This window comes from Hoeflea sp. TYP-13 (assembly GCF_040932035.1).
Classification (GTDB): domain Bacteria; phylum Pseudomonadota; class Alphaproteobacteria; order Rhizobiales; family Rhizobiaceae; genus Hoeflea_A.
In genome coordinates, this window is sequence record NZ_JBFRBB010000002.1 from 368680 (window position 1) to 382765 (window position 14086).

The window sequence follows — 14086 nt, forward strand, 5'->3', positions numbered from 1 at the left end:
TTATATCGCCGCTGGCCCCCGGTCAGCTCTTTTCCGTTTTTTCATCCGCCTTGTGTTCAACCGTCTTGGCAGTATCGGCGGCGTCTGCGGCGTCGTCTTCACCCATTCCCTTCCGGAAATTCTTGATGCCCTTTGCAACGTCACCCATAAGTTCCGGAATCTTGCCACGGCCAAACAGCAACAGCACCACGACCAACACGATCAACCAGTGCCAAATGCTAAAACTACCCATACCTGCGTCTCCCTGAGGATCTCATCATCTTGATGTAGGTCGTTTCTACCTACTTTCAAACATCATTATGTCATGCTCGTTAACGCAAAGCATCACGTCGCGCAATCCTGACTTCAGTAGTCCTGCCCGAATACGGGCCTGAATTACCTGTTCGGTACCCGGTACAGCGAGCCCAAGCTGTTCAACAACACCCAGAAAACGCCTGAAAACAATGCGGGCCGGTATGTCACCACCCTTTTCACTGACTTCGACGCTTGGCAGCCTGACCGCGACAACCAATTTGTCGCCGTCGCGCGCCTTACCGGCCTTGAACGTTCCCAGCGGCGTTTCGACAACGCCGGATTGCACGATACTGTCGAAGACATTGAGCTCGGAAAAAAAAGCAGCAGTAAAAAGATCGACCGGGCGATAATAGAGGTCTTCCGCAGTTCCGGCCTGTACCAGCTTGCCCTCCTTGAGCAGCGCAATGCGATCAGCCATTCGCATGGCCTCTTCCGCATCGTGCGTCACCATGAGAGCCGTTGCCCGGGTTTCTCTCAATATGGCAAGCGTCTCATCGCGTACGGTGTCCTTGAGACGCGAATCCAGCCCGGAAAACGGCTCATCCATCAGCAAGACGGACGGACGTGGTGAAAGGGCGCGGGCAAGTGCAACTCTTTGCTGTTCGCCGCCGGAAAGCGCATGCGGAAACTGATCCGCATAATGAGCAAGTCCGACCCGCTCGAGCGCGACCATGGCTTCGTTTTTGGATTCCGTTTCGGAAAGCGCGTTTAATCCAAATCGAACATTTTCAAAAACACTCATATGCGGAAACAACGCAAAGTCCTGGAACATCAGGCCGACACCACGGCGCTCCGGTGGAACAAAGACGCTCGGCCCCGAAATCTCCTGATTGTTCAGTAGAATGCGCCCTTCCCGCGGGACTTCGAGCCCGGCTGCCAGACGAAGAAGCGTGGTTTTGCCGGAACCGGACGGTCCGAGCAGGCACAGCACTTCGCCAGGTGCCGCGTGCAATGACAAGCCGTCCAGCGTGAACTGGCCCTGATAGTCGTGCCTGATATTCTCAAACGCCAATTCGGCGGCGAAGGTTACGCCGGCACTTGTCTGCGGGCGATACTGTGCGGAGGCTGGTGTCACCGGTTACTTTCTAATCTGGTCTTTCTGCCAGCCTACTACTCGTCTTCTTCACCCAGCGGTGTCAAGAGCCCCAGCTCTTCCAGATCCATTTCAGTAATCGGATCCTCATCGTCGGCAAGGTCGTCATTTGCCGGCGGAACAGGCACCTGGAAATTGGTGGGGATGCGCGATGACAACAGCCCCGCCCCTTTTAGTTCTTCCATGCCCGGCAGGTCCCGCAACTCTTCCAGGCCGAAATGATCGAGAAAATCCAGTGTTGTGCCATAGGTCACCGGTCGTCCCGGCGTACGGCGGCGGCCGCGCATTTTGATCCACCCCGATTCCAGCAGGACATCAAGTGTTCCGCGCGATGTGGCAACACCCCTGATTTCCTCGATTTCGGCACGGGTGACCGGCTGGTGATAGGCTATGATCGCCAACACTTCGAGGGCGGCGCGGGACAGTTTCCGTACATCCGTCTGATCCCGGTGAATGAGGAACGACAGGTCGGCGGCCGTGCGGAAGGCCCAATGTTCATCAACGCGCAGCAGGTTGACGCCGCGCAGGCTGTAGAAACCGGCAAGCCGTTTCATGACGGCACGAACGTCCATGCCTTCGGGAAGTTTATCCGCTATCACACGCTCGGGCACCGGTTCAGCCGATGCAAAAACCAGCGCTTCGGCAATGCGTTCCGCCTCGTGCATTTCGCGCTTGGCCGCGTCGTCGCGCTCGTCATTTTCGGAGGCGTCAACCACCTCCTTGTCAAAGGGCACGATTTGCGCCTGAGTTCCTTCAGACATTTTGCGCCTTCTCCTCTAGTCCGTCCGGGTCCGCATCCCGCTTCCCGCGCCGCAGATAAAGTGGCGCAAAGGGAATTTCCTGCCGTATTTCCAGACGGCCCTCTCTGACCATTTCCAGCGATGCCGCAAATGAGCTGGCAATGGCCGTTGCCCTTTCTTCCGGATCGCTGAGATAGCGGACCAGAAAATGGTCGAGAGCAGTCCATTCGTGCATATCACCGATCATACGCTGCAAAATGACGCGCGCGTCGCCCAGCGACCACACCCGCCGCCGTGAAATCGTAACCTGAGTGACAGATTGCCGCTGGCGCAGACCCGCATAGGAGCTGAGCAGATCGTAGAGCGTTGCTTCAAACTCCGATTTTCTTTCGATTACGACAGGTTCCGGGTCTCCCCTAACAAAGATTTCGCGGCCTATGCGGTTTCGGTTGACCAGCCGTGTTGCTACGTCCCGCATGGCCTCAAGCCGCTTCAGGCGAAACGCCAGTTGCGCAGCCATTTCTTCACCGGTCGGCTCATCACCGTCGTCTTTTTGAGGTATCAGCAGCTTCGATTTCAAAAAGGCCAGCCAGGCCGCCATAACCAGGTAATCAGCCGCAAGCTCCAGCCTCAACCGGCGTGCGCTGTCAACAAATGCAAGATATTGCTCGGCCAGTGCCAGCACCGAAATGCGCGCCAGGTCGACCTTCTGGTTGCGGGCAAGATGCAACAGCAGATCGAGCGGGCCTTCGAAACCGTCGATATCGACAACCAGGGCCGGCTCGCTCAAACCGCGGTCCGTTGTTTCTGCGTTCTCCCACAGCTTGTCCATCGGAGCTTTTTCCCCGTTGGATTTTTGCTGTTCGCGCAACGCGTTTACCATGGCATGCGACCCTTTCGGCGTTCAGACAAGCGACATGTTAGCGGCAACCAGGCTGTCAAACTCGGCCCGCAATGTCGTTTCGTCTGCATCATCGGCATCGGTGAAAAGAGACACGACCCTTCCGGCCCGGTCGGCTGCAGCCCCCTGCAGCACCGGCGTGTGGGCGCAGATTTCGGTCATTTCCCCCATGACACCATTACAGTGAAGAATTACATCGCATCCCGCCTCGAAGATTGCATCGGTCTTTGACGCGAAATCCCCAGAAAGTGCCTTCATAGACACGTCATCCGACATAAGCAGACCGTCAAACCCGATTTTCCCCCTGACGATCTCGCTGATGATTTTTTTAGACGAGGTTGCCGGATGATCCGGATCAAGTTCGGAAAACACAATGTGGGCCGTCATCGCCATTGGCACGTCGGCAAGGGCTGTAAACGGTACAAAATCGCTGGCCGCCAGTTCATCAAGCGCAGCGTCGACGACGGGCAGGCTTAGATGACTGTCCACCATGGCGCGCCCGTGGCCGGGCATGTGCTTCATTACCGGCAAAACCCCTCCGGCCGTCAGGCCGTTGATCGCTTCGCGCCCCAGCCGCGTTACGGTGTGCGGGTCGTTCGAAAATGCCCGGTTTCCGATGACGTCATGACCGCCGTCAACGGGAATATCGAGCACCGGCAGGCAATCGACGTTGATCCCGAATGCGGACAGGTCAAATGCATACAGGCGGGCCATCAGCCACGCGGCACGCAATCCGTTGTCGGGGTTCTTGCTGTAAATTTCGCCAATCGCGCGCGCCGGCGGATAGGAAGGTACCAGAGGCGGTTTGATGCGTTGAACACGCCCACCTTCCTGATCGATCAAAACCGGCGCGTCCGGACGGCCCACACAGTCGCGAAGACCGGCAACCAGATCGACAATCTGATTCGGTTCGGAGATGTTGCGTGCGAACAGGATGAATCCCCAAGGGCGTTCGGCCTTATAGAAGGCCCGCTCCTCATCCGTTAGCTCTAATCCGCCGCATCCAAGGATCATCGCTTTTGATTCGGTCATAGGCGAATCATACACCGCTGTCTCACAAAGGATAGCCCACTACACATATCGCAGTGATACGTCAGACACGGTCCTCTTCTTGCGCGGCCTGATGATTAACGGCGCGCCACAAAACAGCTGCCGCCGGCGGCCTTGTATCGGGCGCAAAGGCTGTTGGCGTCATCTTTCGATCCAGCCGGAATCCGTACCCGGTAAAACACGCCCCGGTTTTCGATGTCGGCGCGCTCGTAAACGACGTTCTTGTCGCCGATGATCGATGCGTATCGCTGAGACAGATTCTGGTATGAAGCGCGAGCCGCCTCTTCGGAGGGCTGCGATGAAATCTGCATCATGTAACCGCCCGGGTTGGCTGCAGCTGTGCCGCCCGCCAGATTCCCGCGCTCGGTCACCGCCTCTACAATATTGACAGGTTGCTCAGCTGGCCGCGTTGACGGCACGGGAGCTGCGACCGCATTGCTCGAGCCGCCCGTATTTGTATCGGCTGAAGCCACGACTGTCGTGCCCTCCGAGGCCGCAACAGCTGAAGGTTTCGCCTCCGGCAACGGCAGGGCGCCGGAATTGCGAAGGTTTTCGTCAATGGGCGGCAGTGCCGCCGTGCTAGCCCCGGCATCACTGCCAGTGCCGGTAGTCTGCACAACCGCCTTGGGCATAACCTCAGCGACGGGAATAGTCTTTGAAGCCGTAGCCACTTCCACCTGAGTCGTCGTTGCAGCGGGAGCAGCGTTGGTTGATGTCGCCGTTCCAACGGTGCTGGCTGTAGCGCCGGTGGCGGAATTTGCGGCTGAACCGGTTGGCTTCAGGGTCGACGTTCCGGAAGCCAAAGCAGTTGTTGCCGGCTCCTCGCGGGCGACGATCGTGCCGTCGGGCTTAACAACCAGGGTTCGCACTTTGCGCGGAGCGATTCCGCTCGCGCCGGAATCGGCAGACGGATCCGGATCCAACGTGTTTGTTGCGGCAAGCCTTTCTTCGGATTTTACGGCCGCGTTGGTCGCATTGGCACGCCCTTCCAGCGGCAGAGTGTCGGGATCAAGTGTCCGCTGAACAACGTCAATCGGTTCCTCGGTCGTTGTTACGAGGTTCTGATCCTGCCCCTGCTGAGCCTCAGTTCCGGCCACCTTGTCATAAACGGCAAGATCCTGATTTGGAACGGTTTTTCCGCCCGGGTTTTCGGGCTTGATCTTCACCGGATCGTTGTTTGCAGCGATGATAAGCGGTCCGTCGGAAGCGCCGCCTCCAAGACTGCTGTTCCACCAGTAAAAACCGCCGCCACCGACAACGGCTATGCCCAGCACGACCGCCGCGGCAACCAAACCTCTGCGTCCGGACCGCTCGTTGTCGCCATCTTCGAATTCGTCGAACGTCGGCGGAGCAAGGTCCTCGTGCGTAAAATCATCTACGCCGGGAAAATCGTCATCCCCGTAGTCGTCGTGATAGCCCTCTGAACCAGGTTCGTCATCATACTGCGCCTGAGGCCGCTGTGAAACGGAACCGGCATAGGCGGCATTGGCCGCGTCTAGTGCTGTCGGCTCAAGACTTGGGTCAGAAGCACCGACACTGGCAGCAGAATAGTTCTCGGCCTGAACCGGATTCTCAACAGGCTCTGCCACGGGCTCAGGTGAACTCAGCGCATCAAGTTCGTCCTCGAGAGGCAGACCGAAATCGTTATCCTGCGGCTGCGGAGCAGCCTCGACTTCCGGTTCGTAATCCGGCACTTCAAGTGCAGCCATGGTCTCCGGAGCTGTTTCCGACTCGGCAATGCCGGAGGGGTCGAATGGAATTTCCGATGCCGCCGGAATATTCTCCGCCGCTTCCGCCTCGACCTCGGCCATCTCTGCAAGCAGCATGTCCGTCAGGTCGCTGCCTCCATCACCCAGATCGTCATCCTGTGGTTTTGCCGCCTCAATGTCCTTTTGAAGCTTATCGTAGGCTTCCTTCAGCTCATCGCTCTCCGCAATGGCATCAATCGGCCCGGCAGATGCCGCCGGCATTCTGACGGGTTCTTCAACCTGAACCGGTTCTTCGACCTGGACTGGTTCCTCAACCTGGACTGGTTCATCAGCCTGCACCACTTCCTCAACCTGAACGGGCTCTGGCTCAGGTGCCGGCTCCGGCTCAAGTGCTGGCTTCGGCTCATGTACCAGTTCCGGCTCTACAACCGGTTCCGGCTTGGCGCTCTTGCCCTCAAGGGCTGAAAATGCTGCCTGCAGTTCGGCTTCGAGACTGGTCAGTTGAGCTGCGGCATCCGGCATCGCATGGGGCCAAGCGTCGCCCGATTTACGGCCACTTGCGGTTGCCGCCGGTGTTTCGCGCTCATCAGAATGAATCGGTATAATCTGCTCATTGGCGATTTTTGAAGCCGTCTCCTGAGCCTCTTGCTGGATCTGCTCATCAACCGGCTCGGTTGCTGCAAACACGGCATTTGAATCGGCTTGATCGCCGTCATCGCTTACGTCGATTTGCAGTTCGCGCATCAACTCGGCTTCAAGATCGAATCCGGTCTCCGCCTGAACGGATTCCGCATCGTTATCTGCCGTGTTGTTTCCTTCTTCTTCAAATCCCACGATACGCGCCAGTTCGGCCAGCGGATCATCGTGTTTTTGATCCGTGTCCGCCGGCTGGCGTGCTTCAGAAATTCGGTTGTCGGCCATACTGTCCACTCGCGTGCATTGAGCATACTCTCATGCCAGTACATTGTGGGCAAAAGGTGACGCTCAACGCATCTCTACCGGGGCGTTGGTCCCGGTGATTAACAGCCCAGACTTTAACACCGCAGCAACAGCTTTCACTAGCCCCAATCTGGCCATGCTCAATTTTGGTTTCGTATCGTTAATAAACCGTAATTCTGCCGCTTCCTTACCCCTATTCCAATGAGCGTGAAACGCGCTCGCAACATCGTATAGATAAAACGCAATTTTGTGCGGCTCATGAGCCACAGCAGCACTTTCCACGATCCGGGGGAATTCCGCAAGTTTTGCGACCAGCTGAATTTCACTTTCATCACAAATAAGATCGCCGATGGCTTGCGAATAGTCGATATTTTCGAGGTCAACATCCGCGAAAGCCTCGGCAGCCTGGCGGAAAACCGAATGGCAGCGGGCGTGTGCATACTGCACATAGAACACCGGATTGTCCTTTGACTGCTCGGTCACTTTTGCAAAATCAAAGTCCAGCGGTTCAGAGCTTTTGCGGTAAAGCATCATGAATCTGACCGAATCACGACCCACTTCCTCGACCACGTCGCGCAACGTGACGAAGTCACCCGAACGCTTCGACATACGCACCGGCTCGCCGTCCCGGTAAAGCTTCACCAACTGGCACAAAAGCACGGTAAGTTTCGATTTGTCTTCCGATACGGCTTTGGCAACGGCCTCCATGCGCTTTACGTAACCGCCATGATCGGCCCCAAGCACATAGATCATCTCTTCAAATCCGCGCTCGAACTTATCGTGGAAATAAGCAACATCTGCCGCGAAATAGGTGTATGAACCGTCGGACTTGATCAGCGGCCTGTCGATGTCATCGCCCACATCGGTAGACTTGAACAGCGTCTGCTCGCGGTCTTCCCATTCTTCCGGTTTCTGCCCCTTTGGCGGCGGCAGTTTTCCCTTGTAGACATAACCCTTGAAGGTAAGGTCGTTGATCGCCTCTCGAATTGCCTTGGCGCCGTTGTCGTGCAATTCGCGTTCGGAAAAGAATATCTCATGCTCGACATTGAGCGCGGCCAGATCGCCACGGATCACCTCCATCATGGCATCGATGGCACGCTCCTTGACGATCGGCAGCCACGCGGCTTCCGTCATGCCGCGCAGCTTGGACCCGAACTCGTCAACCAGTGCCTTGCCGACCGGAACAAGGTAGTCGCCCGGGTAAAGACCGGCCGGAATTTCGGAGATTTCCTCGCCAAGGGCCTCGCGATAACGCAAAAACACGGACCGGGCCAGAATGTCGATCTGCGCGCCGGCATCGTTGATGTAATATTCCTTTGTCACATCGTAACCAACGAACGAAAGCAGGTTGGCAAGTGAATCGCCAACGACGGCGCCGCGGCAGTGTCCGACATGCATTGGCCCTGTGGGATTGGCCGATACATATTCGACATTGACCTTGCGGTTGCCGCCGAGATCACTGCGTCCATAGGTTTCGCCTGCTGCGATCATCTCCGCGAGCGTGCGTTGCCAATAGGCCGCGGACAGCTTCATGTTGATGAAACCGGGACCGGCCACCGAGACGCTGTCTATGTCTGCGTCTTTCTCCAGAACGACGGAAATTTCATCGGCCAGCGCACGCGGGTTCGTGCCCAGAGACTTGGCAAGCACCATTGCGGCATTGGTTGCAACATCCCCGTGGCTGGGGTCGCGCGGCGGCTCCACCGCAACGCGTGTCAGGCTGATTGTGTCCCTTTTTTCCTGGATTCTATCCAGGGCCTCAAGTGCGTTCAGAACGCGCCCTTCAAAGTCTTTGAAAAGATTCATTTATTCCATCCGGGAAGCGCCGATATGCGGAAATAACACCGTAATCAACCGGCAAGAGTTGGCCGCTGACTATCGCAATTCGGGTGTGCGGTCAAACAATGCGCGGTGCTGTTTTATGGCAAAAGTGTCCGTCATGCCGGCCAGATAGTCGGCAACACGGCGCGCAGTTCCGCTGCGGTCCAGGCTTTCGACACCCTCCGTCCAGTGACCGCCCATCAGCGCCGGCTTGTCCATGTAGGCGTTGAAGAGATCGCGCACGATATTGGCAGCCTGTTCGCGGACCAGCATGACCTCGGAATGTCTGTACATATTCGCGTAGAGAAAAGCCTTGATGCTCTTGTCCGCCTCCTTCAGAGACGGTGAAAACTGCGCAAATGCGGCGTCAGCCGCCCTCACCTCATCCGCGCTTTGTGGCCGCACCCGGGCGAGATTCTCTTGCGCGACTGATATGACATCCTCCACCATGAGCGTTATCTGCCGGCGCATGATCTCATGGATCATGCGGCTTTCCTCAAGATCCGGATAGCGTTTGCGCACATCGCTCAACAGATCGCGCAGGAATGGAACATCCTCCAGCATTTCCAGACTCAGCAACCCGCCGCGCAAACCATCGTCAATGTCATGTGTGTTGTAGGCAATATCGTCCGCAATGGCTGCGACCTGTGCCTCCAGGCTTGCGTAGGTCGCAAGCTGCAGGTCCTGGAGTGCGCAATAATCGACGATGGGCCGTGGAACCGGTCCGTGCAGGCCCTCACCGGCACTGTCGGTCAAAGGACCGTTGTGTTTGACCAGCCCTTCAAGGCTTTCCCAGGTCAGATTGAGCCCGTCAAATGTTGCATACCGGCGCTCCAGCTGTGTGACGATCCGCAAGGATTGCGCGTTGTGGTCGAAGCCGCCGAACTCCTTCAGCAATTCGTCCAGCGCGTCTTCTCCGGTGTGGCCAAACGGCGTATGGCCGAAATCATGAACGAGAGCCACGCCTTCTGCCAGGTCCTCATCAAGCCTGAGCGCCCGCGCCAGTGCCCGGGCGATCTGCGCCACCTCGATTGTATGGGTCAGCCGGGTTCTGAAATGATCGCCTTCATGGGCTACAAAAACCTGTGTCTTGTGCTTGAGCCTGCGAAAGGCCGTCGTATGGATTATGCGATCCCGGTCGCGTTGAAACTCCGAACGGGTTCGGCTGGGCCGCTCTGGATGGAGCCGCCCTCTGCTGCATTTCGGATCGCTTGCCCAGACCGCGCGCTCCCCGGTGCCGAAACCGAGCGCGCTTTCATCGACAGTCATTGTTCCGCCTTCCCCGTTGACGCGGCTTGCTGTTGTTCATACCTATAGGACAACTATGTTCAATCAAAATCTCTCCGGACCTTGCACCCGGCTAGGAGGTTCTATGACGCAAGTAAATGAAGTGACGCTTTCCGACGCCGCAGCCAGCCGTATTGCGGACATATTGGCTGCGGAAAAGGGGAAATCCGCCCTGCGTGTCTCTGTCGAAGGTGGTGGATGTTCGGGTTTCTCCTACAAATTTGACCTGGCGGACGCGGCCGAAGACGACGATTTCGTGCTCGAAAAGGGCGATGCGCGTGTGCTGATCGATTCGCTTTCGCTCGTTTATATGGGTGGATCGGAGATTGATTTCGTCGATAATCTGATGGGACAGTCCTTTCAGATCAATAATCCCAATGCCATCGCATCATGCGGTTGCGGCACCAGTTTCACCATCTGACGGATTTTTCATGAAAATAGCCAGCTGGAACATCAACGGTATCAAGGCACGCCTTGATAACCTCGTCAGCTGGCTGTCGGAAAGTCAGCCCGATATTGCCTGCCTGCAGGAAATAAAGTCGGTCGACGAGAATTTCCCGCGCGAGGCGATCGAAGCAGCAGGCTACCATGTGGAAACACACGGACAGAAGGGCTTTAACGGCGTCGCGCTGGTTTCAAAAATGGCGCCCGATGAGGTCAATCGCGGCCTACCTTTATTGGCGCCATCGGACGAACCGGACGAGCAGGCGCGGTTCATTGAGGGCGTTTATTCCGTCAATGGTGGCGTATTGCGTGTCGTTTCGCTCTATCTGCCTAACGGAAATCCGGTAGATACTGAGAAGTTCCCGTACAAAATAAAATGGATGGAACGCCTCGAGAGATGGGCATCCGATCGGCTTTCACTGGAAGAACCACTGATTCTTGCCGGAGACTACAATGTCATTCCAGAACCCTTCGACTGTCACGATCCGGCGGTCTGGGAGGGTGATGCGCTGTTTCGTGAGGAGACGCGGTCGGCATTCCGCCGCCTTGAAAATCTCGGCTTTACGGAAGCCGTCCGCAACACCACCGACGCCGATAAAGTCTACTCTTTCTGGGATTATCAGGCAGGCGCCTGGCCGAAAAACAACGGCATTCGCATCGATCACCTGCTTCTGTCGCCGGAAGCAGCCGACAGGTTGATATCCGCCGATATCGAAAAATACGTGCGCGGTTGGGAAAAACCGTCCGATCACGTGCCGGCGATTGTCGAACTGGACTTTGAAGCCGTAGCAGGGTCGCAAGCCGCCTGACACCGAAATACGTCCTTAGCTGCATCAAAAACAATTGAAACCAGAAAAAACGGCGGTCGCTTGCGGTTGCCGGCGAACGCGTGCATCATGATCATATGTCTGAACACTGCAGCTCGAATCGTCCGGCTGGCACCGTTGGGACTTTTCGCCAGCGCCTCGCACCAATTGCCGGATGCGCGATATTGCTCGCAACCATTATGTCGGCCACACCCGCGATTGCCGGAGAGACCGAGAACTGCAATTGCGTCGCCAACGGCCAGCGTGTTGCTCTCGGCAAGCTCTTTTGTATCAAGACGGCATCGGGAAAACAGTTTCTGGCGCGCTGCGAACGGGTTTTGAACAATACATCGTGGAAGCGCCTGCAGGACGGCTGTCCGTCTGCAGGCAACTGGTCAGAAGAACAGCAAAACCCGCTGCTCTAGGCCTTTGAAATTCATCAAATTTTGGATATCGATCACTGCCCAGGCAGCGACTGCCTGGATCAGTTCTTGCCCTTGGACAGCATATCCTGCGCCAAAGCGATTGCCGTGCGCCGGTCAGCCTCTTCGGCAACGGAAAATGCCTGTTCCTGGATCGACCTGATCCACACGCGGTCATTGATGCTTGCGCGTTCAAGTGCGACCGTCAGATAGGCAAGCCCGCGAACGGTATGGCCTTCCTGGAAGATCGTGTCACCAAACAACGCTGCAGCGCCGGGATGACCGGATTTACGTGCCCGGTTCAGCCATTTCTTGGCCTGGCGAAGGTCGCTGCTGCCGCCCTCGCCCACCAGCATCATGCGGCCGAGCTGAAACTGTGCTTCCGGAATTCCGAATGCGGAAGCGGCCTGGAAATAAAGCTGCCTTGCCTGGACCGGGTCTGCCTTGACCGGGCTGTCGGGAATGCCACGCTGATAGTAACTTGCGAGCGACACCAGCGCATTGACGAAGTAACCGGTTTCGCTCGAACCGGGCTCCACACCCTCACGGGCGATACGGTCGTAGATCTTGAAGGCGGCGTAGTCGTCTTCAACCACACCGTCCCCGGCTGCATACATGTTCGCAAGTGCCCAGCGGGCACCGGGGTGTCCCTGCTCGGCGGCATGGCGGTAGGCCTCGACAGCGTCATCCTTGTGGCCGTTCTTATAGGCCGAGAAGCCGAATTTGAACAAGACAAGCGGACCCGATTTCTCGTTAACGCCAGCGTCAGGATCAAACGCAAATGCGGATCCCGCCGAACCGATCGTCATGGCCAGCATGCAGGCTAATACGCGCCCTACCATCAAACTAGATATCTGCATAACACTGTTTTTCTTCTGCTCCGCCCGGATGGGTTACCGCCCCTTTTTGTGCGGTTCCCACTGTCTGGGCGTATTTCCACAAAACACCTGATGTGTAGTCCGTTTCGCGCGGCTGCCAGGCTTCACGCCGTTCGGCCAGCTCTGCGTCGCTCAAGCGGACATTTATGGTTCCTTCAACGGCATCGATCTCGATGATGTCACCGTTTTTCAGCAAACCGATCGGACCGCCAACGGCAGCTTCCGGTCCAACATGCCCGATGCAAAATCCTCGTGTCGCGCCTGAGAAGCGTCCATCTGTGATCAGCGCGACTTTGTCGCCAACTCCCTGACCGTATAGAGCAGCCGTCGTGGCAAGCATTTCGCGCATGCCGGGGCCACCCTTCGGACCTTCATAGCGAATGACGAGGACTTCGCCTTCCTTGTAATCGCGGTTCGTCACCGCCTCGAAACATTCTTCTTCCGAATCGAAACAACGTGCCGGTCCGGAAAAGGTCTGATTGGCCATGCCCGCGACCTTTACGATCGCACCTTCTGGGGCAAGATTGCCTTTCAACCCAACAACACCACCAGTCTTCGTGATCGGATCACTCGCGGGCCTCACCACATCCTGCTGGTCGTTCCATTCGACATATTCCATGTTTTCGGCAATTGTGCGGCCAGTAACAGTCATGCAATCGCCGTGCAGATATCCGTGCTCAAGCAGCGTCTTCATCAGCAGCGGGATGCCGCCGGCTTCGAACATATCCTTGGCGACATATTTGCCGCCCGGCTTGAGATCCGCGATATAGGGCGTCTTCTCAAATATTTCAGCGACATCAAACAGATCGAATTCGATCCCGCACTCATGCGCAATTGCCGGAAGATGAAGCGCCGCATTGGTCGACCCGCCGGTGGCGGAAACCACTGTGGCGGCATTTTCCAGGGCTTTACGCGTCACGATATCGCGAGGCCTTACATTACGGGCGATCAATTCCATGATCTTTTCGCCTGACGCGTAACAGAAACGGTCGCGAATTTCGTAGGGCGCAGGCGCGCCGCAGGAATAGGGCAGCGCGAGGCCAATCGCCTCTGCGACCGTGGCCATTGTGTTGGCCGTAAACTGTGCACCGCAAGAACCGGCCGAGGGACAGGCCACCTGTTCGATTTCGGCAAGATCATCGTCCGACATATTGCCTACCGAGTGCTGGCCAACAGCTTCGAACACGTCCTGAACCGTGATTTGCCGCCCCTTGAAGGTACCCGGCAAAATGGAGCCGCCATAAATGAATATGGAGGGCACGTTGAGACGCACCATGGACATCATCATTCCAGGCAGCGATTTGTCGCAACCCGCCAGTCCGATCAAAGCGTCGTAGCAATGGCCGCGCATGGTCAACTCGACGGAATCTGCAATCACATCGCGTGAAACTAGCGAGGACTTCATGCCCTGGTGACCCATGGCAATGCCATCGGTAACCGTAATCGTGCAAAATTCGCGTGGCGTGCCATTGGCGGCGGCAACGCCTTTTTTGACAACCTGGGCCTGCCGCATCAGCGAGATGTTGCAGGGCGCTGCTTCATTCCAGCAGCTTGCCACGCCGACCAGCGGCTGGGCAATTTCCTTAGACGACAATCCCATCGCATATAGATACGAACGGTGCGGCGCGCGTGCCGGACCAACCGTTGTATAACGGCTCGGAAGTCTGGATTTATCGATTGTCTTGGCGTCCATCAGGGTCCT

General features: G+C 57.0%; 13 protein-coding genes. 3 read left to right on the forward strand and 10 right to left on the reverse strand.

The window, feature by feature from the left end; all coding sequences use genetic code 11:
• Positions 1-22: 22 nt before the first annotated feature.
• The 8 genes from ABVT35_RS12085 to ABVT35_RS12120 all read right to left on the reverse strand — a co-directional run bounded on the left by ABVT35_RS12085 (position 23) and on the right by ABVT35_RS12120 (position 9816).
• Positions 23-232: a twin-arginine translocase TatA/TatE family subunit gene (locus tag ABVT35_RS12085; protein ID WP_368466718.1), complete on the reverse strand. Its 210-nt coding sequence runs from the start codon at positions 230-232 to the stop codon at positions 23-25.
• Between the two features lie 45 nt (positions 233-277).
• Positions 278-1369 (reverse strand): ABC transporter ATP-binding protein, encoded by a 1092-nt coding sequence (locus ABVT35_RS12090; RefSeq protein WP_368466719.1) that lies wholly within the window; start codon positions 1367-1369, stop codon positions 278-280.
• Positions 1370-1404: 35 nt separating this feature from the next.
• Positions 1405-2052, reverse strand: coding sequence for an SMC-Scp complex subunit ScpB (scpB, locus tag ABVT35_RS12095; protein ID WP_368467850.1), 648 nt, complete (start codon positions 2050-2052; stop codon positions 1405-1407).
• 88 nt (positions 2053-2140) lie between these two features.
• On the reverse strand, positions 2141-3010 hold the full coding sequence (locus ABVT35_RS12100; RefSeq protein ID WP_368466720.1) for a ScpA family protein: 870 nt from the start codon (positions 3008-3010) through the stop codon (positions 2141-2143).
• 21 nt (positions 3011-3031) lie between these two features.
• Positions 3032-4060, reverse strand: coding sequence for a beta-N-acetylhexosaminidase (gene nagZ / locus ABVT35_RS12105; RefSeq protein WP_368466722.1), 1029 nt, complete (start codon positions 4058-4060; stop codon positions 3032-3034).
• A gap of 95 nt (positions 4061-4155) precedes the next feature.
• Positions 4156-6708 carry an SPOR domain-containing protein gene (locus ABVT35_RS12110; protein ID WP_368466723.1) on the reverse strand — a complete coding sequence of 851 codons (2553 nt, stop codon included), beginning with the start codon at positions 6706-6708 and terminating at the stop codon, positions 4156-4158.
• Between the two features lie 63 nt (positions 6709-6771).
• Entirely contained in the window at positions 6772-8532 is a 1761-nt protein-coding gene (gene argS / locus ABVT35_RS12115) for an arginine--tRNA ligase (RefSeq protein WP_368466724.1), read from the reverse strand.
• Between the two features lie 69 nt (positions 8533-8601).
• The gene (locus tag ABVT35_RS12120; RefSeq protein WP_368466725.1) at positions 8602-9816 is read right to left on the reverse strand and encodes a deoxyguanosinetriphosphate triphosphohydrolase; all 1215 of its coding nucleotides are present in this window, start codon (positions 9814-9816) and stop codon (positions 8602-8604) included.
• Between the two features lie 103 nt (positions 9817-9919).
• On the opposite strand from ABVT35_RS12120, the gene erpA reads away from it, so the two are divergent.
• The 3 genes from erpA to ABVT35_RS12135 all read left to right on the forward strand — a co-directional run bounded on the left by erpA (position 9920) and on the right by ABVT35_RS12135 (position 11509).
• Complete coding sequence (gene erpA / locus ABVT35_RS12125) at positions 9920-10255, forward strand: iron-sulfur cluster insertion protein ErpA (RefSeq protein ID WP_368466726.1); 336 nt, start codon at positions 9920-9922, stop codon at positions 10253-10255.
• A gap of 10 nt (positions 10256-10265) precedes the next feature.
• Positions 10266-11087: an exodeoxyribonuclease III gene (xth, locus tag ABVT35_RS12130; protein ID WP_368466727.1), complete on the forward strand. Its 822-nt coding sequence runs from the start codon at positions 10266-10268 to the stop codon at positions 11085-11087.
• Between the two features lie 182 nt (positions 11088-11269).
• Positions 11270-11509 (forward strand): hypothetical protein, encoded by a 240-nt coding sequence (locus ABVT35_RS12135; protein WP_368466729.1) that lies wholly within the window; start codon positions 11270-11272, stop codon positions 11507-11509.
• A 59-nt stretch (positions 11510-11568) separates the two neighbouring features.
• On the opposite strand, the gene ABVT35_RS12140 is transcribed toward ABVT35_RS12135, so the two are convergent.
• Together ABVT35_RS12140 and ilvD are read right to left on the reverse strand one after the other, a co-directional pair.
• Positions 11569-12324, reverse strand: a complete 756-nt coding sequence (locus tag ABVT35_RS12140) for a tetratricopeptide repeat protein (RefSeq protein WP_368466730.1) — start codon at positions 12322-12324, stop codon at positions 11569-11571.
• A 28-nt stretch (positions 12325-12352) separates the two neighbouring features.
• Positions 12353-14077 carry a dihydroxy-acid dehydratase gene (gene ilvD / locus ABVT35_RS12145; protein WP_368466731.1) on the reverse strand — a complete coding sequence of 575 codons (1725 nt, stop codon included), beginning with the start codon at positions 14075-14077 and terminating at the stop codon, positions 12353-12355.
• Between the last annotated feature and the right edge of the window lie 9 nt (positions 14078-14086).

Coding starts and splice junctions, on each gene's coding strand:
- ABVT35_RS12085 (WP_368466718.1), bottom strand. CDS start 232: ATGGGTAGTTTTAGCATTTGGCACTGGTTGATCGTGTTGGTCGTGGTG.
- scpB (WP_368467850.1), bottom strand. CDS start 2,052: ATGCACGAGGCGGAACGCATTGCCGAAGCGCTGGTTTTTGCATCGGCT.
- ABVT35_RS12100 (WP_368466720.1), bottom strand. CDS start 3,010: ATGGTAAACGCGTTGCGCGAACAGCAAAAATCCAACGGGGAAAAAGCT.
- nagZ (WP_368466722.1), bottom strand. CDS start 4,060: ATGACCGAATCAAAAGCGATGATCCTTGGATGCGGCGGATTAGAGCTA.
- ABVT35_RS12110 (WP_368466723.1), bottom strand. CDS start 6,708: ATGGCCGACAACCGAATTTCTGAAGCACGCCAGCCGGCGGACACGGAT.
- argS (WP_368466724.1), bottom strand. CDS start 8,532: ATGAATCTTTTCAAAGACTTTGAAGGGCGCGTTCTGAACGCACTTGAG.
- ABVT35_RS12120 (WP_368466725.1), bottom strand. CDS start 9,816: ATGACTGTCGATGAAAGCGCGCTCGGTTTCGGCACCGGGGAGCGCGCG.
- erpA (WP_368466726.1), top strand. CDS start 9,920: ATGACGCAAGTAAATGAAGTGACGCTTTCCGACGCCGCAGCCAGCCGT.
- xth (WP_368466727.1), top strand. CDS start 10,266: ATGAAAATAGCCAGCTGGAACATCAACGGTATCAAGGCACGCCTTGAT.
- ABVT35_RS12140 (WP_368466730.1), bottom strand. CDS start 12,324: ATGCTGGCCATGACGATCGGTTCGGCGGGATCCGCATTTGCGTTTGAT.
- ilvD (WP_368466731.1), bottom strand. CDS start 14,077: ATGGACGCCAAGACAATCGATAAATCCAGACTTCCGAGCCGTTATACA.